The 19098-nt window shown below is 57.3% G+C and carries 16 protein-coding genes and 2 pseudogenes; 6 read left to right on the forward strand and 12 right to left on the reverse strand.

Going from position 1 to position 19098, the window contains the following annotated elements:
• Positions 1 to 10: 10 nt before the first annotated feature.
• From CO660_RS19905 to CO660_RS19925, 5 genes are all read right to left on the reverse strand, one after another.
• Entirely contained in the window at positions 11 to 1123 is a 1113-nt protein-coding gene (locus CO660_RS19905; protein WP_097600182.1) for an ABC transporter ATP-binding protein, read from the reverse strand.
• A 110-nt stretch (positions 1124 to 1233) separates the two neighbouring features.
• Positions 1234 to 2262, reverse strand: a complete 1029-nt coding sequence (locus tag CO660_RS19910) for an extracellular solute-binding protein (protein WP_097600183.1) — start codon at positions 2260 to 2262, stop codon at positions 1234 to 1236.
• A 157-nt stretch (positions 2263 to 2419) separates the two neighbouring features.
• Entirely contained in the window at positions 2420 to 3820 is a 1401-nt protein-coding gene (locus CO660_RS19915; RefSeq protein WP_097600184.1) for an aminotransferase, read from the reverse strand.
• A 346-nt stretch (positions 3821 to 4166) separates the two neighbouring features.
• Positions 4167 to 6680 carry a CoA transferase gene (locus CO660_RS19920; RefSeq protein WP_097600185.1) on the reverse strand — a complete coding sequence of 838 codons (2514 nt, stop codon included), beginning with the start codon at positions 6678 to 6680 and terminating at the stop codon, positions 4167 to 4169.
• Positions 6681 to 6704: 24 nt separating this feature from the next.
• A complete protein-coding gene (locus tag CO660_RS19925; RefSeq protein WP_097600186.1) occupies positions 6705 to 8393 on the reverse strand; it encodes a GMC family oxidoreductase N-terminal domain-containing protein in 1689 nt (562 codons plus the stop codon).
• A 160-nt stretch (positions 8394 to 8553) separates the two neighbouring features.
• On the opposite strand from CO660_RS19925, the gene CO660_RS19930 reads away from it, so the two are divergent.
• Positions 8554 to 9480: a LysR family transcriptional regulator gene (locus CO660_RS19930; RefSeq protein WP_097600187.1), complete on the forward strand. Its 927-nt coding sequence runs from the start codon at positions 8554 to 8556 to the stop codon at positions 9478 to 9480.
• A 139-nt stretch (positions 9481 to 9619) separates the two neighbouring features.
• Here the strand turns inward: CO660_RS19930 and CO660_RS33885 are convergent.
• Positions 9620 to 9871, reverse strand: a pseudogene (locus tag CO660_RS33885) (EamA/RhaT family transporter); the annotation flags it as partial.
• A gap of 583 nt (positions 9872 to 10454) precedes the next feature.
• On the opposite strand from CO660_RS33885, the gene CO660_RS19940 reads away from it, so the two are divergent.
• From CO660_RS19940 to CO660_RS33890, 4 genes and pseudogenes are all read left to right on the forward strand, one after another.
• On the forward strand, positions 10455 to 11405 hold the full coding sequence (locus tag CO660_RS19940; RefSeq protein WP_141504884.1) for a hypothetical protein: 951 nt from the start codon (positions 10455 to 10457) through the stop codon (positions 11403 to 11405).
• Positions 11406 to 11741: 336 nt separating this feature from the next.
• Positions 11742 to 11984 carry a hypothetical protein gene (locus CO660_RS19950; RefSeq protein WP_097600190.1) on the forward strand — a complete coding sequence of 81 codons (243 nt, stop codon included), beginning with the start codon at positions 11742 to 11744 and terminating at the stop codon, positions 11982 to 11984.
• A complete protein-coding gene (locus CO660_RS19955; RefSeq protein WP_176536329.1) occupies positions 11965 to 12576 on the forward strand; it encodes a zeta toxin family protein in 612 nt (203 codons plus the stop codon). Before CO660_RS19950 ends, CO660_RS19955 begins: the two co-directional genes overlap by 20 nt.
• A gap of 292 nt (positions 12577 to 12868) precedes the next feature.
• Positions 12869 to 12991 (forward strand): annotated as a pseudogene (locus tag CO660_RS33890) (DUF982 domain-containing protein); the annotation flags it as partial.
• 168 nt (positions 12992 to 13159) lie between these two features.
• Here CO660_RS33890 and CO660_RS19965 read toward each other — a convergent pair.
• From CO660_RS19965 to CO660_RS19985, 5 genes are all read right to left on the reverse strand, one after another.
• Positions 13160 to 13399 (reverse strand): hypothetical protein, encoded by a 240-nt coding sequence (locus CO660_RS19965; protein ID WP_176536330.1) that lies wholly within the window; start codon positions 13397 to 13399, stop codon positions 13160 to 13162.
• A 76-nt stretch (positions 13400 to 13475) separates the two neighbouring features.
• The gene (locus tag CO660_RS19970) at positions 13476 to 13937 is read right to left on the reverse strand and encodes a hypothetical protein (protein ID WP_097600192.1); all 462 of its coding nucleotides are present in this window, start codon (positions 13935 to 13937) and stop codon (positions 13476 to 13478) included.
• A gap of 38 nt (positions 13938 to 13975) precedes the next feature.
• Complete coding sequence (locus CO660_RS19975) at positions 13976 to 14548, reverse strand: glutamate acetyltransferase (RefSeq protein WP_097600193.1); 573 nt, start codon at positions 14546 to 14548, stop codon at positions 13976 to 13978.
• 176 nt (positions 14549 to 14724) lie between these two features.
• Positions 14725 to 15600 (reverse strand): hypothetical protein, encoded by an 876-nt coding sequence (locus CO660_RS19980; RefSeq protein WP_097600194.1) that lies wholly within the window; start codon positions 15598 to 15600, stop codon positions 14725 to 14727.
• Positions 15601 to 15732: 132 nt separating this feature from the next.
• A complete protein-coding gene (locus tag CO660_RS19985) occupies positions 15733 to 16440 on the reverse strand; it encodes an AraC family transcriptional regulator (protein WP_097600195.1) in 708 nt (235 codons plus the stop codon).
• A 576-nt stretch (positions 16441 to 17016) separates the two neighbouring features.
• Here CO660_RS19985 and CO660_RS19990 point away from each other — a divergent pair.
• Positions 17017 to 17223, forward strand: coding sequence for a BON domain-containing protein (locus tag CO660_RS19990; RefSeq protein ID WP_245421347.1), 207 nt, complete (start codon positions 17017 to 17019; stop codon positions 17221 to 17223).
• Between the two features lie 1485 nt (positions 17224 to 18708).
• On the opposite strand, the gene CO660_RS19995 is transcribed toward CO660_RS19990, so the two are convergent.
• Complete coding sequence (locus tag CO660_RS19995; protein ID WP_097600196.1) at positions 18709 to 19056, reverse strand: metalloregulator ArsR/SmtB family transcription factor; 348 nt, start codon at positions 19054 to 19056, stop codon at positions 18709 to 18711.
• Positions 19057 to 19098 lie beyond the last annotated feature (42 nt).

A 19098-nucleotide genomic window follows, 5' to 3' on the forward strand; every position in this document is an offset into this window, starting at 1 on the left:
CTACGTCTCCTCAGCCGGGCAACACCTGTGCCGTGTTCGGTGTGAACTTCACCGAGACCAAATCCCCGATGGCAATGGACGGATTTTCGTCCGGCGTGTTGTACTTGCGGACCAACAGAAGACCCGAGCCATTAGTCAGTTCGACAGTGTATTGCGTCTCGGGACCGCAGAAACTTACCGTCTTCACCGACCCGGTAAGTTGGCTGGCCGGTTCTTGGGACAATGGGAGAATTCGCAAATGCTCGGGCCGGACGACGATGTTTACCAGGGCACCGTGGCCGACCGTGTCCTTCATCGGAATGGCGACGGCGCCGATCCCCTGAAGATCGATCATCGTCCCGCGATGGTCTGTGCTGAGCCCTCTTCCCTGGAGGAAGTTCGTTTCACCGACAAAATTCGCCACGAAACGATTTGCCGGCCTGTTGTAGACTTCGTGCGAGGTTCCGACCTGCATTATTTCACCTGAGGACAGCACCGCGACACGATCAGACATCGTCAAGGCCTCCTCCTGATCATGGGTTACGAAGATGAAGGTGATGCCCGTCGCGGCCTGGAGCGCTTTGAGCTCCATCTGCATTTCCTTGCGAAGCTTGTAATCCAATGCCGAAAGCGACTCGTCGAGAAGCAAAACCTTAGGCTCGGATGCGAGCGCGCGCGCCAGCGCGACGCGCTGCTGTTGACCGCCCGATATCTGTCCCGTGCGCCGACCGGACAGATTTTCCAGTCGCACCAGTTTCAACATTTCATCAACGCGGGCAGCGATTTCATGGCGCGGCCGTTTGAGCATTCGCAGGCCAAAGCCGATATTCTCCGCCACCGTCATGTGTGGGAAAAGCGCGTAATTCTGGAAGACGGTGTTGATGGGACGTTGGAACGGCGGTACCGACGCAATATCCTTGCCATCGAGAAGGATGGTGCCGGTTGTGGGATATTCGAAGCCGCCTATCAGTCGCAAAAGAGTGGTTTTTCCGCAACCCGACGGGCCGAGCAACGTGAAAAACTCTTTCTTGAAGATGTCAAGCGTGGTGCTCTTGACCGCTGCGACGACGCCATCCCCAGAACCATAGGTCTTGGTTACCTTGTTCAGTCGAATAGCGACCCCCGGTGTAAACTCACCTGTCATATTGTCCTCAACATAAATCGCGCAGCGAGTGTCGATGGAGCGGATAGAACAAGCGCGCTGACGTCGAAGCGAGTGAACGAAATCGGTAGCGGGCCGCCATGCTCGCTGACCTACTTCTGGACGTCCTGCCAGATGCGACTGTAGAGCTGCGAGATCTTCGGATCGCAAAGCGTCAGAAGCTCACCCTTTGATTTCATATCGTCGGGAATGACGAGTTCCGGCGCACCCTTCATATCGTCGGAGTAGTATTTCTCGGCGCCAATAATGGCCGCTCCATATTTAGCATAGACCGAATTCAACGCTGCGTTTTCGGGCGCCATGATGAAGTTTTGAAAAAGCTTGGCGTTCTCCAGATTTGGAGCATCCTTCAGGACCACCACATTGTCAGAGCCATAGGTGAAGCCTTCTCTGGGAAGGCCATAGGCGATGCTGTGGTTTTCAGTACGCCGCTTCAACGCGGAACCACTCCAGTCGAGGGACGCCGAGACATCTCCGGTAGCCATTCTCTGTATGCCGGCATAGTCGATTGACAGCCAGCTCTTCTTGGCTTCGACCAGGCGGTCACGGACCTTGGTGAGCAAAGCCTTGTCGCTTGTGCACCAGGTTCCACCTTCGAACTTGATCGCGGCGAACATGATATCGTTCATCTCGGGAACGATATTGATCTTTCCCTTCAGTTCGTCCGGCGGATCCAGAATCACCTTCCAGGTATTTATGTCGCCTTTGAAGGCTGAGGTATTGACGCTTATGCCGCTCGTATACCAAAGCCACGGCACGGAATATTTTCGGCCTGGGTCGAAAGCGGGATCCCGCCACGTCTCTTCGAGGTTCTTGGCATTTTCCATCTGCCCTGGGTTTGTTTCGGCAAGCAGCCCTTCTTGAATATAGGTGGGGATGAAGCTTTGCGACGGAACCACGACGTCAAATCCGGAGGCGCCTTGGCGCACTTTCGCAAGTGCCGTGTCGTTGGAATCGAAATCCGTCAACGTCACGTGGACGTTGTATGTCTTCGAGAATTTTTCAATCAGCTCGGGGCTGGTGTATTCGCCCCAGTTGTAGATGTTGAGATTGCCTTCAGCCAGGGCGACGGTGGCGCTCAGGCCAAGAATTAATGCGGCGGATGTGACGGTGAATCTCATTTTCCCCTCGCTTGTTCTCTGGCTGGATAATCCAGTATTCCGACATTTCGAAACCTGCAGACTTCCCCAGAATGCTCAGTTCCGGCTGCAAAATTGCGCAGGCTGCTTGCCTCTCGTCTAGCCATCCCCTCTGCTCAAAAGAGAGGCAGCCAACGGGTCATGCCGGCCGCCAAAGTTTCTCGCGGATCAGGTCTTGTGCGGTGGCTTCAATGCCGTTGCGAAGGGCATCGGTCATCATGTCGACTTGCGAGCGGCTGATGGTAAGCGGCGGGGACATGACGCACATGTTGATGAGAGGCCTGACAAGCAGGCCATTCTCCTGGCAATGAAAGTCGATCCGCTTACCGACAGTCAAATCGAGATCGAGAGGATTCTCGGCCTTAGCGTCGGCAACACATTCAATCCCCGCCATAAGGCCGGCACCGCGAACCTCGCCGACGAGCGGGAGTTCCTCCAGCGTTCGCAACTGCTCCTGAAAATAGGGACCGATTTCACGCGCGTGCTCGAGGAGGCCGTCTTCCAGCAACTCGATATTGCGGATTGCCACCGCGCAGCCGATGGGGTGGCTGGAATAGGTCAGACCATGCACGAAATTGGCGTTGGGATGGTTTGAGCGGCGAAGTTCGGCGAACAAACGCTCCGAGACCATGACGCCACCGAGGGGAAAATATCCAGAGGTGACGCCCTTCGCGAAGGTTATCAAGTCTGGCTGGATGCCGAACACATCCTCCGATGCGAAAATGTGGCCGAGCCGTCCGAAGGCGGTGACGACCTCGTCGGCGATAAAGAGGATGTCATTTTCTGCGCAGAGCGCGCGCATGCGCTTGAGATAGTTCGGCGGCGACATCAAGACTCCGCCGCTTGCCTGAATCGGTTCGGCAACAAAAGCGGCGATTCGCCCAGCCCCCTCATGCGCAATGAGCGAGCGAAACTCATCGACGAGGAAATCTTCAAAGGTCTCCACTGACAGGTTGGCCGGTCTGTGGAAGGGATTGGGGCAAGTCAACTTTCTTACGAGTTCGCTTGCGCCATCCATCCAGTCGTGATCCCGTGGGCGGCCGTTCAGCGATGCGGTCAGGTAGGTCGAGCCATGGTAGCTTCCTTGACGGGAGACCAGCAATTTCTTCTGCGGCTGTCCGCGTACGTTGTTGTAGAACTGCACGAGCCGTATGGCTGTTTCGACCGCGGAAGAACCGCCTGTTGTAAGAAACACATGGTTGAGATCGCTCGGTGCCCGCTCCGCAAGCATCTGCGCAAGCTTCTCCGCGGGCGCATTGCTTGTATACCATGGTGTCGAGTAGGTCAGGGACATCGCCTGGTCGTGCAATGTATCGGCCAGGGCCTGGTTGCGATGCCCGACGTTGATGCACCACATGCCTGCCGGTCCGTCGATCAGTTTTCTGCCGCTCTGGTCAAAGACGAAGACATCTTCGGAAGACGTGATGAGCTCGCGAGCTTCAGCCCCAATACTTCCGGCTACCGGGGCGGCCTGAATCAGATGAAACCGGTCCTTACGGAGAGCATCGGACTCCAGTTGCGAGAGAGCTGGTTCAACCATAAGAATTCTCCACGTCTTTAATGCTAAGCTGCAGGATAATCGAGCATGAAAGACGATGTAGCTCTAGCCACCGCGTAGGGTGAGATTGCCTAAATAATGGACATTATCCTCTTGGCCGACGCGAAGCGTTTCGCCGGGAGCCGAACCTTTTGGGACACGCGCGGGTAGCTTTAAAGCTGCCAAAGTGGGCACTTCCAACGGTTTCGAGAAAGGCTGGCCCCGCCACAGATGTCGTAGCTGGTGGGCGATTGCGTCGAATTTGTCAAACCGCGCGCAATTGATTGCCGCAGGCGGGCGCCTCGGCGCCTCCGGTATTCTCCTCAGAGTCCAAAGCCGCCATTGCTTGCTAGCTCGGCAGATATTCCGCGCTCCATGTCTCGCTGACCGTCCCGCAAGCAATCAGCCTTTCGATCTCAGCCTCGCTATGGTTTAGGGATTTCAGGACGGTGCGTGTGGACGTTCCGTACTTCTCGGCCGGCGCGACGGCCGTGACCTTGCCGACCGTCGGACGAATGGCAAAGGGATCGAGCTGGGTGACGGTGTGCCCGCTCGGATGGTTGGGGAAGATCGAGAAGGAATAGCTGCCACGATCAATTCCTGGCGTACCGTCGGCAATGCGGGCACTCCGGCTCCGGATCGTTTCGATATTCTCGCAGATCGATACGCCGATATCCGCTTCGTGTAGCCGTTGCCGCCAGGTCTCCGCGGACGCGGTCATGAAAACCCGTGCGAGATGGGCCTCGCGATCCGATGCTGCCATCTCTAGTATTCCCCTCATACCCTCGACCTTGTCGAAGCGCGGCAGGTCGGTTTCTGAAGCGCATAGCAACAGATGATCGCCTGAGGACGTTTCGTAGAGCCGCGACAAGGCATCATACCCCTTGGTTTCGCGGCCAGACGGCTCGTCGAAGGGGCCGCGCCCGGCATAGTCGTAGCAGAACGGTATCTGCGCGAGCCCGGTCAGCGCCGAAAGCGACGTGCGCGGACGGCCCGCGATCCCTGTTCTCGATTTCTGGTAGAGTGCCGTGGCAATGCCGAGCGCCGCGCCGAAGCCGCACATGACATCGATGGTGCCCACATGGGCATGCTCCTCCGGCGTTTCCATCGATCCGCCGAACCGCAGCATGATGCCGGTTGCCGATTGCACCAGGTCGTCATAGCCGAGATAGTCGGTGCGCGGGCCGGTGCGCACGCCGCCGAAGCAATCGAGCTGGCAGAAGATCACCTTCGGATTGAGCGTCTTAAGGCTTTCGGCATCGAGTCCCATCGTCTTGACCTGGCGGTCGGTGGCGTTCCAGACCACGACGTCCACAGAGCGCACCAGTTCCTCGAACACGACACGGCCATCGGGCGAACCGATATTCAGCAGCACGGACTGCTTGCCGCGCATGTGCGACATGCCGAAGATCACGGTGTTCCAGCAGTCGTAGAGCGGCTTGGCAGGATCGATCTTGATCACCTGCGCACCGAAGCGGGCGAGATAGGCGACCGAGTGCGGGCCGGCGATCACATTGCAGAGATCGAGCACCCTGACCCCGTCCAACCAGCCACCGGGGGCGTCAGTCGCGGGAACTGGTAAGGAAGGGCGCTCCATGTCCGCAAGCATCGCCAAGGCATCCTTGGCCGTTCCCCAACGCCGTGGGCGCGGCGTCAACATGGCTTCGGCGCTCTCTTGCAGCCAGGCCATCGGCCCCGGCTGGGTCATACGGCCGAGGACCGGATCGTCCACCTGGATCATCAGGCCGGCAGCCCTGGCGTGATCGTCGGCGATCCATTCCTTCAGCCAGCGCTGCGGTGCGCCCGGAAACAGGCCATCCCCGAAGATACGTTCCCATTCGGCCGCCGTCTTCGTGAGGAAAACTTCCTTCATGCGGGCCGCGATCTTGTCGGCCCAGAATTTCGGGAGTGGATAGACGCCAAGGGAGACGTCGGACGACCATTGCGAGACCGGCAGATAGGTGTCTTCCTCCTCACGCAGCCCTTCAGCGACCAGTTCGTCATATAGACCGAGCGTTTGCAGGCAGCGCTTTGCATGGTTTTTGTGGCTGGGGCAGACGACGTAGAACATCCGCCCATCGGCGCACATATAGCTGCGATAGAAGGGATCGAGGAACTCCTGAAGGTCTTCATAGGACATATCCATCGCCAGACCTTCCCTGCGCCGCCGTTCGATCTCCCGCTCGCGCTGGGTCTGGTAGCGCACCGGATAGTCGTCGATCAGGATCGAGTTGTAGGACAGGCCCTCCATGACGGCGCTTGCCAGCGGCACCTCGATATTATCGCCGTGCCCGGTGCGCTCGCGCGCCTGAAGCGCCAGCACCGTTGCTGACGCCGCAAGCATCGTGCCGTAGGCGGACGAGAGCGGCAGCGGCGAGAAAGAGGGGTTGATGCCCATCAGGACGCGATTGAGACCCATATCCGTGAAGACGCCGGAGGAGGCCGCGATCACTGTCTCAAAGGCCCGCCAATCGCGGCGAAGCTCGTCGTCGGACGCAAAGCCGGGGATCGACAGGGTGATCAGCTCCGGCCGCGCCTTGCGGAGAGCCGCAAAATCGATCCCGAGCCGGGCGAGCACGCCGGGGCGGAAATTCTCAACAACAATATCGGCCTCGGCGACCAGTGCCTTTGCCTGCTCCACCCCCTCCTCCGTCTTGAGGTCGAGGTTGACGATCAGCTTGTTGCGATTGAGGATGGCATTGGCGGGATTGTCCCACAGCGGACCGCTGGGCGGATCGACATGCACGACGGTCGCGCCAAGATCGCCAAGAATCATGGCGACCGCCGGGCCAGCAATATACTGCCCAAAATCAATCACCCGGACGCCTGAAAGCGGAAGCGCGGAACGCGCGATCGATGTCATTGCTACTGTCCTCCCAGAAATCATTTATGTCCGAGCATCGGCGACGATCCAGCCGGCTGCTTTTTCGGCGATCATCAGCGTCGGTGCGTTGGTGTTGCCGCTGGTGATCTTCGGCATGATACCCGCGTCGACAACGCGCAGGCCCTCGATGCCCCGCACTCTGAGACGGCTGTCCACCACCGCCATCGGATCGTCGTCACGGCCCATCTTCGTCGTCCCGACGGGATGAAAAATGGTGTTGGCGATATCGCCCGCCAACCTGGCCAGTTCCTCGTCGCTCTGGAACTGCAAGCCGGGCTTCCATTCCTCAGGCTGGTATTTGGCCAATGCCGGCTGCGACACGATACTGCGCACTTGCCGCAAGCTCTCGGCAGCGATGCGGCGGTCCTCTTCCGTGCTCAGATAGTTCGGCGCAATCGCCGGGGCGTCGGCGGCCTTATCGGAGCGAATGCGCACGCTTCCGACGCTGGTCGGGTTGAGATTGCACACACTCGCGGTGAAGGCGGGTACGTTGTGCAACGGTTCTCCGAAGGAGTCGAGGCTCAGCGGCTGGACGTGATATTCAAGATTAGCGTGCGCCTGGCTGTCGTCCGACCGGGTGAAAGCGCCGAGCTGCGAGGGCGACATGCTCATGGGGCCGCTGCGTTTCAGAACATATTCGAGCCCGATCATCGCCTTGCCGAACAGGCTGCTGGCGAGCGTGTTCAGCGTCTTTGCATTACCGACCTTGAAGACGGCGCGAATCTGCAGATGGTCCTGGAGATTTTCCCCGACACCCGGCAAGTCATGCACGACCTCAATGCCATGGCGCTTCAGCAGTCCGGCGGGGCCGATACCCGACAGTTGCAGTACTTGCGGCGAGCCGATTGCGCCCGCGGACAGGATGACCTCCCGGCGCGCCTGAACCTCTGCCCGCTGCCCCTGCCGTCGGACCACGACCCCGGCGCAACGTTTGCGGCCGGAACCCTCGGTTTCCAGGATCAGCCGTTCGACATGGGATTGCGTCCATATCGTCAGGTTCGGACGGTTTTTAACGGGACGGAGGAAGGCTTTCGACGTGTTCCAGCGCCAACCTGAGCGCTGGTTGACCTCGAAATAGCCGACGCCCTCGTTGTCGCCGCTGTTGAAATCGTCGGAGCGAGGGATACCGGCCTCGACTGCGGCCTCGGCGAAGGATTCGAGAATGTCCCATTTCAGCCGCTGCTTCTCGATCCGCCACTCGCCCCCATGGCCGTGCATGTCGGAGAAACGGCTGTTGCCGCCGGTCTTCGGATCCGCGCCGGCGTCCAGCCGGTAATGATCCTCATGCGCCTTGAAATCCGGCAGGCAGTTCTGCCAGTTCCACGCCGCGTCTCCGGTTTCCGCGGCCCAGCCGTCAAAGTCGCGCGCCTGGCCGCGCATGTAGATCATGCCGTTGATGGAGGAGCAGCCGCCGAGCGTCTTGCCGCGCGGGTAGCGCAGCGACCGACCGTTCAGGCCGGCATCCGGCTCGGTCTTGTACAGCCAGTCGGTGCGCGGATTGCCGATGCAATAAAGATAGCCGACGGGAATATGGATCCACGGATAGTCATCCTTGCGACCGGCTTCCAGCAGCAGAACACGCATCGCCGGATCGCGGCTGAGGCGGTTGGCGAGCAGGCAACCGGCTGAGCCGCCGCCGACAACGATATAATCAAAAGCATCATGGGAAGAGAGGGAAGCGTCCCGCGTCATTGTACTGCCCGCCCGTTCAGACGGAACCACGCATACTCATAAGCTTCGACATCCTGCCGCTGCATGCCAGCCTCCCTGCCTACAGTGTTCAATGCCATAGCGGAGGTTCAGCCGGAAAATCCAATGACAAATGATAGAAGGCATTATAAATGAAACTAATATGCTGCAGTCGGCCGACCTGAGAACATTGAGGGCATTCGTCACCGTCGCACGGGAGGGCAATGTCACCCGCGCCGCGGAGCTATTGCATGTCACCCAACCGGCCGTGACGCTGCAACTGAAACGTCTTGCTGCAGAGACCGGCCTCCTCCTGTTCCAGCGAACCTCCACGGGTTTGGAGCTGACGCAGGAGGGCGCGCTGCTCGCTGCCAAGGCCGAACAGGTGTTGGCGGCGCTGACGGATTTCGGCCAGACGGCCGGACATCTATCGACACGCGTCCGGGGAAAATTGCGGATCGGCACGATCATCGATCCGGAATTCACCCGCTTGGGCGCGTTTCTGAAGGCGCTTATCGAAAGCGGACCGGGCATCGAAACCACGCTGCGTCACGGAATGAGCGGCGATGTTCCGGAGAGGCTAAGGCGAAATGAACTCGATGCCGGTTTCTTTCTCGGCGACCCAAGCGACTACGATCCTTCCGCCGATAGGGCCGGCGAAAACGCCGCGCCGCTGTTTCATGCCCGTGAACTGGCACAATTGACCTATCGCGTCGTCGCTCCGCCAGCGCTTGCCGGTTTCGTGCGCGGCGCCGATTGGCCGCAACTCGCATCGCTTCCCTGGATCGGCACACCACAGGCCTCGGTCCACAATCGATTGCTGTCGCGCTTGTTTGCCGATTTAGGCGTCCGGCAAAATATCGTCGCCCAGGTGGATCAGGAGACGTCCATGGTCGCCATGGTCCGGACAGGGGTGGGATTGAGCCTTTGCCGAGAGTCGATTGCCCTTCATGAACAACAGGCACACGGCCTTGTCATCGCTGAGAATATCAAAATCTCGACGACACTGAGTTTCCTTTGCCTGGAGGCTCGCGTCCAAGATCCGACGATATTGGCAGCCTTGGACGCAATCCGGCGGGCGTGGGGCTGATTTCGTGCGTCCGTGGCCATAAAACTTAATGGAACGCCGCTAATCTCGGACGGAGACGGCTAATGTAGCATGTGCACTTACGACCATGCGAAGGGTCGCCAATTCAAGGCATTCGGGCCAAAGCCATCAATCTGGGCCGCTAACTATGGAAGACGGGGGTCGCCAAAACGACGCCGGCGATCATTACCGCCACGCCGGTAGTTTCCATTATGTTCGGCCATCGGCCATGAACAACAAGGCACCCAATGAGACCGAAAGCCGTTTCCGAGATGATCAGTCCCGCCACCAGCGCCACAGGGAGGCCTGGGGAGAAGATATTCCAGGTCCACACGCCGCACACTATCGCCAGGAAAGTGAATGAGGTACCCCAGAGATAGAGAGTGCAGGCCGCGTCCAACTCGAAAAACCAAGCTGCGGCAGTTGAAGGGATCAGAACCGAAGACCCGAAAACTTGTTACCTCACTATGGCACATTATCTAGGAATCTTAGGAGCCTAGCCGGGCGGGGAATAACGGGAGTGCGGCCGATGGCAAATCGCTGGCGGCAATGACATGGATGTCCGTTCTCGCTGCCGAAGTTCAGGATCGGCGTTCGGCGGACAGTCGTCCACAGCGAGACGAAAATCCCAGACACTGATTAGAAAGATTGTGCGTCGGCCTCGTGGCGACGGTGAAGCGCCTGCGGCGATATTTAAGAGGGGTCAATGCTGCGAATGTGTCGCCGTGAGGACCTTGTCATCTCTAAGCGAACTTCGACGAGCATAAACGCGCACAAAAATTGTTCTTAGCTAATTCTTTCGCTTCCTTGCGATATCGATCTGCAACTTCAATTTCTTTTCCGCTGGTGAACCAATGCCTGAATTGACCGACGATGCCGCAGCCGCTCTCGCCGAAGCGTATCTTAGCGATCCGCAGCGCCATACTTCGCAAGACGTCGTAAGAGCTGACCGCCTTGTCCGGTAGACGGCGACTATCTTGGCAACAATCTCCCGATATGTTTCGACCTCGTCTCAAGAAGAAGCTAAGGCTGAATTTACGTTCGTCCTTGACCCGAGTGGAGAGCCAAACGGGCCGGCGGGTATGAATAAGAAGGACGGCGAGTTGTTCTACTACGCGCGAATAGCACTGGCCTCGGTAGAGCGGCTTTTCGACCTAATTGTCAGTGTGCACGAGGTTCCTGCACGTAATTATGACCCGATGGCGTTCGTGGTTGCTGCAGTGGTTACTGCTCTCGCCCATGAGTATTCTCATGGCCTTTATGGCCATAAGGAAAAAGTGGGGACCAACATTAGCGGGTCCCGCTTTCTCGAGGAACTAGATGCAGACCGTCGTGGCGGCGTGGGCTCGCTTTGCCTTTTTGTTGATCGAGAATTGCGTAGGATGATGGGACATTTCTTCAACCTGAAAGATCCTATGGATTTTTTAGAAGCGGCGATGGTTGGACACTCGCTGCTCGCCTTTTGGCTGGCCGGCGGCCGAGAGGATCTGTACGCCGGGCCGACGATGCGTTGTTTCATGTATTACGACGGTCTGCGGTCTATTGCTCTACGGGAACGTTTTGCTGACTTGAGCCAAATCAATCTTGCCCGGACCAACGCCGATCGGATTGTCGTTAAAATAGCAAAATTCGTCGAGGGAGGTGACCGACTAATCAAGATTCGCGAGGATCACCTTGCAGCCGAGACGGAATATAAGAAGACTTTCAAAGAAAATCTGTACAAGCGCACCGACGAAACCGTTGCGGCATCGCCGTTTTGGATTGCATTTTCTGGTCGCAGTCAAGCGACGTGGGATGACGACAATGAACGTCACGGAATCGTTATTCGGCAACCCACACCACGGGAGTTACGCGCAGATGGTGTTAAAGTCCCGTTTAAGGCGTCACTCCTCGAAACAATCTGTCGCCTGGTATGCCGCTGGAGGTAAATGGCATCCGGCAACCGCAATAGAGATGACTATCAGCCAAGTGTAGCAGAACGCATCAGGCGCCGCGCCGGAATATGCCTGAAGAGAGTTCCCGCAGTGTCTGCCTTTCAGCAAAGTATCTTTGAACTCCATCACGCGCGCGGGAGCATTGTCCACACTGGGGAACTTGGCCAAGCAGAATGCGCGCAGGCAGCTTGCACGATGCTTCTGCAACCTGGTTGCTCGTATCTCGACCGGCCGGCTGCCGTCCAACAATCCCATCCGCAACCTGCTCGGATTGGTCTTTTCGGGCTCGATGATGCTTGCTATATTGGACCGTGAAGAATTGGAGTAAACATGGCAAAAGTCGTCGTCAAAAAGCTTGGTGGCCCAAACTCCGGAGTGCGTGGCAACGCGGTGACGGAGAAGCGAGTTCGCGATTCGAGCAGCGGGCAGTTCGTCACTGTGCGCACGATTGACGCGAAAAGCCAAACATTTGGACAAGACATCACCTACGTCTTCAGCAAGAATGTGGCCAAGGCTCGCCGTGATAACAAAGCTGTGACAGGCGTCGTCGACCGTGCTCCTGCAAAAGCTTGAGCAGCCTGTCTTTCTGATCGTTGCAGGACCCAACGGATCCGGTAAGAGTAGCGTCTATGCAAATGCAGATCTTGAGTTGGAAGGGCGGTCCGTATGGATTGTCAATCCTGATCTTCTAGCAGCCCGGATCAGTGAAGTAGAAAAGAAACCACTCTCCGAAGCCAATTTGATTGCAGTTCAACGCATCGAGGCCTGGATCCATTCATCCATAGCCGTCCATAAAACAATTGGCGTCGAGACCGTGTTATCTACAGATAAATATCGACGTCTTGTGGAAGCCGCTGAGGCCTTGGGATTTGCTGTATGGCTTTTCTACACCGTTTTGGACAGTCCGGAACGATCGATCGAGCGCATCAAGCTACGCGTCGCGAAGGGTGGACATGACGTTCCCGCCGATAAGGTACGTGCTCGCTACGCAAGATCTCTCGATCAACTCCCTTGGTTTCTTGAACGTGCTGACAGAGCCTGGATTTGGGACAACAGCGGTGCAAAGCCCAAACTGATCGGTGAAAAGCAGGATGGTGTAATTGGTCTTGATGAGAATGCTCTCGCCGTCGTCGCGTCCGCTGTGAAATCTATCGCGACAGAGTGACGGAAGCTATTCCGGCGCTTTAATTTTCGTCACCCTTCAAGCGCCCCACCTTTAGGCGGAGCTCTTGAAAGGAATCGAACCGCTACACCCCTGGCGCGATTTGCTATGCTACCGTTCAGCCGGTCTTATTGCGTTGTAAGCTGCTATTATGGAAGTGGTTGTCGCTCTCCCAAGCTTGCTCCACGCGTTTGTGAAATTTTCTCAGCAGTTCTTCCGATTCTCCAGCCGAATAGCCGACGGCTTGTCATTGCCGGGCAGCCGGACGGGGCACAACAGTTGGTCGCCTCGACCTGCTGCGGTGAAGGCTCGCGTCGATGCGATCGGCGGTCAGATCACTCCGAAGCAATCTCGGGACGCGTTCCTCCGCTCGGGCGATGAAGCCGGCATCGCTGCTCCGACTGTCGTTCCGCGATGAAGTTGATGCACGGCTTGGTCAAGCTGCATGGACGGTGATCACACAGGTGCTGCAGGCGTGAGTGCTGGTCCCTATCCCACCCGGGGGCAATGGCGCGGCTTGAACGGCGGTCTCCCTTAGTTCCATGGCGGGAGGCGCCCTGGAGAAGGGCGCCTCGGATGATGTATTCTACTCGACTTTGAACTCAGACGTCTCTCCTGCGAACGTGCAGGTCGCGGTCCAATCCATTGCGAAGATTCCGCCCTTAGGCGTTGCGCTGATATCGTACTTCTTGCCTTCCTTCGGGTGCTTATCGGAAGGGAATTTGCCGCAGGCAAACTCCTTCTCACCGCCACTTCCGGTTCCACCCTCGAGCAAATTAACACTTTCGTGAGCGGGCTTAACAGAGACGTCTTTCCAATCAGACATGGTTCTTACCTCCATTTGTGGTTATCTACTGCGTGAATGCTACTTCCTGGCTCCGCCGGGCCGGCCCGGCGGAGAGCTATTTTCCGTTGCGCGCTTCGACCCAGGACTTATCCGTCGGCGGGGGCAAGGGACCCGAGGGCTTTCCTGTTTGGCCCCAGGCAGTCAGCTTTGGAAAGCTTCGGCCAATGAGTGCTTTGTAGGACTCGACAAAACTCAACCCGCCGGCGCCAGGAGCTGCCGAAAGGCAGGCATACACGTAGACGCGGCCAGAATAGCCGTCAGGGAAGACCGTCAGGTTGGTGTTCAGATCACGGGCAGTCAGGTAAAAGTCATCTCCCTTGCTACCGATGACGGGCTGGCCTTCATCGCCGAAGGCCGCGCCATGGGCCACGATGAAAAGATCTTCCGTCGCGTGGAGGTCAGGAATGCCCTTGTCGAATACTTTGTACCATTCGCCAAAGACGTGGTGATTGCCCTTGGCGGCATTGCGGGCTATGTCTTCGACCATTGTATCGTCGGTGCAGGCTGCGATAATCATCGGTATCTCCATAGAGTTGGACGTTGGTGGGCTTTCGATCAGACGAAGATGCGCAGATAGAAGGGCTGCTCGTCCGGCGGGCCGAAAGAGCCGAAAACCTTCGTGATGATTGACTGCGTTAGTTTGTTCGACAGGTTCAGCGACGCCGCAACCAAGGTCGACGTGATGCTAAAATTCCCTAAATCGGGACCGTCGGTCACATTCAGGCATGTCAGACTTAGGTGGATATTAGAAGCGTTGGTCTGATCCAGGAGCAGGAAATTGAATGCGGTCGGCTCCCCGTATGTGCTCAGGTAGTATGCGATCGGCTTTGCCAGGTCGGCAAGGGAGCGACCTCCGCTCGCGCCGTCGAGGCAGATCGACGCAAGTGCGCCCGGCAAATCGCTAAGTGGCATTGTGCGGCTCAACGTCTGCGATGTTATCGCACTTCCCACCTGAGTCGGGATCATCTGCACCGCATTCTGCCAGGTACGCGGATCCAGGTTGCGTGACGGATCTTGCAACAGTTTCTGGATCAGGGCAGAGCAAATTCTCTCTGCTTCGAGGGGAGTGTTGCTCTTGGGTCCGACGACTGTGAAAAGACCCGCAACTGTTTTCGCAAATGGGTTCATGTCGGTTCCTTCCGGAACGGCAACGGGCACCGCCGGCCTAGGGCAGCGCGACAGAGACCCCGGTGCAGCGGCGTGATCCGGATTAGCCTGTCGCGTTGCGTGGAGCAGGTGAGTTTTACCCCAAACCGCACCGTTGTCTGGTTAGCTGCATTGCTTGAGATCGAGGTCTGAAACACTCAGACCTGAGGCTTGATGTCGTTCTGCGGAGTTGAGCCGCCGTTGAAGAAGTTCTTGGCCTTCTGGAACTGCTCCGTGGAGTTCTTGTTCACCATGTCCTGAAAGTTCTGGTAATCGGGGCCTCCCTTTCGGATGCGACGCGTCTGAATGATGTTGGTGACTTCCGTATAGTCCATGTCGACGTTGACGTACTGCGTCGAGGAGCAGGAAGACTTCAGCTCAAGGAAGTATTCCTTGAACTCGATCTGTCTTAAAACGATGGCGCCATAGTCGAAATATCCGCCCGCTCCGTTGTCGAGCAGGTAGCTCTGATAGGTGCACGTCAGCGCCTTATATTGCTGGGCCTTGCTGCTAGCGCTGAAGGTCAGGTTGCCCATCTCGGTCAGAAAGGACTGGAAGTCCGTTAGCAGAGATGCCCCGTCGGTGACGATGGCCTTGGCAATCAGCGACAGAAAGGTGCCTGAAACGGATGTGCCAACAAACTTGTTCGAGTAGGTTTTCTGCTTCTGCGCTCCGACTGCAAGATCGGGGACGTTGCCAACGACGTTTGTCCAGGTGTTTATATCGAGTTTTTTGGAGTCGATGTTGGGATAGTTCGTGTGCATATAGTCGTGAATTAGGCCACCAATCGCGAGGAGATTGTCCTGGTTCTCGTTCATGATCCCGCTGTACTTCGGATCGTCTGTTTTTTGGCCTATAAGGTGGAACTGTACCGTGCCCTGGTCGTTTGCGATTTTGTCATCGCTCGGGGGAGCGGCATTAGCTTGGGCCAGAACCAGCGGCTTGGCATGAAAGAAAGCGCGTGCTGCGTCGTAGCCTTTGTTTGAATAGGCCTGTTCGTGATCCTTGATATTCACTGCGGATGTGCTTGGCATGCTTGTCTCTCCTGCTGTGAGATCTGAACGTTGCTTAGAGCCGAGAGGGCGGCGGCGGTAACCAGTGAGGGTATATCCGATACTTTTCTCTCAATGGATGTATAACAGGCCATTCCGATCTCGACCTTTGGTTCAGACAGGCTTTTCTCTGCGCAATGCCATTTTTCGGTAGTGCAGTGGCGAGATGCCGTGGATAGCCTTGAACGCTGTCGAGAAGTTGTTGCTGTTTTCGTAACCTAACGATTCAGCGATGTTAGCGACGCTTTCGCGTCCGCTGCGCAAGCGCCGGGCTGCCTCGGCCATGCGGTAATGGCGCAGCCAAGTCATCGGCCCGCAACCGAAGGAGACTTCAAACCGATCGACTAGCGTGGTCCTGTTGCTGCCGACCGTGCGCGCCAGTTCGCTGAGAGCGGTCCGCTGATTGACGCGCTGCGCCAGCAAATCGCATGACTTCTGCACGAGGGGGTCGGCAGAGAAGAACCGCGCGCCGGATCGCCCTTCGATCTCGGCGACGCAACCGGCGAGCCGGCTGAGGACTTCCCGCTCAAGCAGCGGCCACATCAGATAGTCGTAAAACCCGCTGGCGAAAATCACGGCACGGTGCACGTTGTTTTCGGAAACGAGTGCCAGCTGAAGCAGTTCGGGAGAGAGTTTTGCAGACGAGTGCTCGTCTCTGTGCTGCTGTCGGCAATCGACGATGAGGATTTGTGCAGAGCGTCCCGGTTGTAACCGTCGGTAATCGATCACGTCGACTTGCCGCAGCGAACTTGCTATGCGCGACAGAGAGTTCGCCACCGCTGGATCCGAGCCGAGGTATGCGGCCAGGAACGAAGAATGCAATTCGAAGACATCCTGAGTTTCTGGCCCAGCAACAACTAATGTCGAAGCCGGTCGTGCGGTTGGGAGCTCGTGAGCTTAGCTTGCAGTGACGAACACAGCGCACGGCTTGCCGGACATTTACAATTTTTGCGTCTAAATCGAAGGATAAATCCACCTTTGGGTGAACAAAACGCTACGCGGGCTGCTTGACTGTCTCGGGCAGGGGCGATCAAGATAGATGGCTGCCCGCCGCAATGGCGGGGCCGGGCAACGGTTGCCGATTGAGCAGCATGGAATCGCCGAATTCATGCGCACGGTAGCGGCATGTAGTGAGAGATTTAGTCCGTCACCGTAACGGTCCTCATGGATGAGCGGCGGCATGTTTCTGCGATCAGGGAGACTCCCAACCTCCACCTTAGCGCTTCGAAGGATTTCCTCACGGGAGCGATCTTGGAAGTGCTGGGCTACGACCCGGACCACGAAGCCCTGATGGTCTGCATCGCAGAAGTCTCGTTGGAACGCACATAGGACCTAAGTCCCGGCATCGAACCAAATCGTCTTCCCGCTGTTTCCTTCGCAGCAAGAAGGAGGACTGCCATGACATTCGAGCCGGAAACCCTCGCCCACGATAAGCTTGCGAGCGTGCAGGCGGCCATGTCCGCGGAACCGGAACTCGAAAGCTCATCGATTTCTGTGAGCATGGTCGGGAGAAACGTTCTGCTGGAAGGCTATGTGGCGGGTTACGTTGATCGGGAGAAAGCGACTGCTATCGCCGCGTCGATAGCCGGACCTGAAAAAACGTGAATGACCGGATGCGAGACGCCGATGAAATGACAGATACCACGTCAACCCAGGAAGAACCCTCCTTATCAGTGTCGTGACGTGGCCAGCCGAAGATGCTGCGGCTACCCACGATCCTCATGGATCAATGGCAGTTTGTTTCTGCCCACAGTCAGGAAGACTCGCGAACGGCACCCTAAGGCTTCGAAGGATTTCCTCCCGAGAGTGACCTTAAGAGCGCAGGCCTACAACCCGCGCCACGAAGGCCTGATTGTCTGGAGAAATCTTCAGCTCATCGCACGCATCGGCGAGGATCGCCTGGGGGAATCAGAGGCCGTCGATGTCAATCGCGAATCAGAAAGCAGGCCCATGGGGCTTCAACTTACCTCAAGGGAAGGCTCGCCGAACGCGGGCCGCCCTATGCTGGGCCGGATGCGGCTACACCATTTACGCGGGGCGCGGAACTCCAGACCCGTCATTCGATGCGCAGCTGCCTTGATGGGCGTCGAACCTCAACCCTGTCATTCGAGGCCTGGTTGAACTCGAAAGGAGAACCGGAGATCCCTCGCCGGAAATAGCTTTGTGTTTGGCGATCGGTGATTTTCCCGTTCGTCGGCCCACGGCAACTTCCAGTCGATCCATTATGCGATTTTCCTGGCATAAAACGTGAACGCTATGGCAACAAGCCAGTCGCTGGTCTCGAAGCGCTCGCCGTGCCAGCGACTAAGGACTTCCCGGCCGAAGCGGATGTCGAACGACCGCTACAACTACTCCTCGGACTCAGGAAATCGATCATTGAAGGAGTTCGAGTAGCGACCTCAGTCTTTTGGATAACTTTTCGCGCATCGGACAGGCGTTGTAACTATCTTGGCGGGAAATCCGGAGAGGGGCATGCATTATCGCCAAAGGAAGGAGCTGCTCAACGCCCATACCGGTGACGAGGCCAACAAACAGCGCGGCGATCATCAAAGACAGAGCTTGAATAGACGGAAGAGGCTTTTCGAATGGAATTTCACCTTCGTACCGCCGCCAGTAGCCTGATCAGTCCGGAACACTTCAACCCGAGCGGTGTCGGCGAAAGCCCGAAAGTCAACGGCGTTCGCGCTGTTTGATGAAACGCGTGCGGGCTGGATTGGACGGGAACGACTTCGGTCACCCCGACGCCCAGAGCCACTGTGGTTTGAAGGCCGCTCTTCAAGGCGGCCCTTTACTCGTGGCCATGCGTGGTGGCTCCACCGCTTACGGATCAGGCGCCTGACCGCCAATCGATCCAATCATGTGGGCACGTTTCCGCTTCATCATGCCCGGCAATACTGCACGGGTCAGATGCCTCAGTGTGCCTTGAGGTTCACATTGATCACTGCGCCGATTTCGGCAGGGTCCACCTTGTGGAAACCCGCGCAAGTGGAGAGGATTCCAGCGTTGTTGACCATAATGTAGACTTTAACAGGACTTGGTGCAGCCGTCCCAGACGGATTTCTCATGCGGCTATGGGGCAGACGCGCGATATCACAGATTTGTAGGATAGCGTTGACCTATATCGTTAGTTATGAGTGCCGACAGAACCCGCGAAACCTCCGGTGCGCGGCACTCATAGAAAATCTGCTGTCCATGGCGGCGCGTCTCGACCAAACTGACTTTACGAAGTTTCGCAAGATGCTGAGATGCGGCGGATTGGTCGAGTTCAACCAGTCTGGCAATGTCGCTCACGCTGAACTTGTTGCAGGTCAGTAGCGATAGCATCTTCAGCCTCTTGCCATTGGCCATTGCGGTAAGGACCGTGGAAGATCTTCTTATCCATTCCTCGCTGTTGAGGAAGCGCTCCAAGGCCTCGTGATCACTTGCGGCTTGCATCATCACCGTTCCTCCGAACAACGACCTTAACAGGCATGGTATTGG

It is taken from the genome of Rhizobium sp. L9 (assembly GCF_002531885.1).
Taxonomy (GTDB): Bacteria; Pseudomonadota; Alphaproteobacteria; order Rhizobiales; family Rhizobiaceae; genus Rhizobium.

What these genes read in the sequence shown, in the direction of transcription:
- CO660_RS19990 (WP_245421347.1), top strand. Translation starts at nt 17,017, where the DNA reads ATGACATTCGAGCCGGAAACCCTCGCCCACGATAAGCTTGCGAGCGTG.
- CO660_RS19910 (WP_097600183.1), bottom strand. Translation starts at nt 2,262, where the DNA reads ATGAGATTCACCGTCACATCCGCCGCATTAATTCTTGGCCTGAGCGCC.
- CO660_RS19920 (WP_097600185.1), bottom strand. Translation starts at nt 6,680, where the DNA reads ATGACATCGATCGCGCGTTCCGCGCTTCCGCTTTCAGGCGTCCGGGTG.
- CO660_RS19965 (WP_176536330.1), bottom strand. Translation starts at nt 13,399, where the DNA reads ATGTCTGATTGGAAAGACGTCTCTGTTAAGCCCGCTCACGAAAGTGTT.
- CO660_RS19950 (WP_097600190.1), top strand. Translation starts at nt 11,742, where the DNA reads ATGGCAAAAGTCGTCGTCAAAAAGCTTGGTGGCCCAAACTCCGGAGTG.
- CO660_RS19915 (WP_097600184.1), bottom strand. Translation starts at nt 3,820, where the DNA reads ATGGTTGAACCAGCTCTCTCGCAACTGGAGTCCGATGCTCTCCGTAAG.
- CO660_RS19975 (WP_097600193.1), bottom strand. Translation starts at nt 14,548, where the DNA reads ATGAACCCATTTGCGAAAACAGTTGCGGGTCTTTTCACAGTCGTCGGA.
- CO660_RS19970 (WP_097600192.1), bottom strand. Translation starts at nt 13,937, where the DNA reads ATGATTATCGCAGCCTGCACCGACGATACAATGGTCGAAGACATAGCC.
- CO660_RS19995 (WP_097600196.1), bottom strand. Translation starts at nt 19,056, where the DNA reads ATGATGCAAGCCGCAAGTGATCACGAGGCCTTGGAGCGCTTCCTCAAC.
- CO660_RS19930 (WP_097600187.1), top strand. Translation starts at nt 8,554, where the DNA reads ATGCTGCAGTCGGCCGACCTGAGAACATTGAGGGCATTCGTCACCGTC.
- CO660_RS19925 (WP_097600186.1), bottom strand. Translation starts at nt 8,393, where the DNA reads ATGACGCGGGACGCTTCCCTCTCTTCCCATGATGCTTTTGATTATATC.
- CO660_RS19905 (WP_097600182.1), bottom strand. Translation starts at nt 1,123, where the DNA reads ATGACAGGTGAGTTTACACCGGGGGTCGCTATTCGACTGAACAAGGTA.
- CO660_RS19980 (WP_097600194.1), bottom strand. Translation starts at nt 15,600, where the DNA reads ATGCCAAGCACATCCGCAGTGAATATCAAGGATCACGAACAGGCCTAT.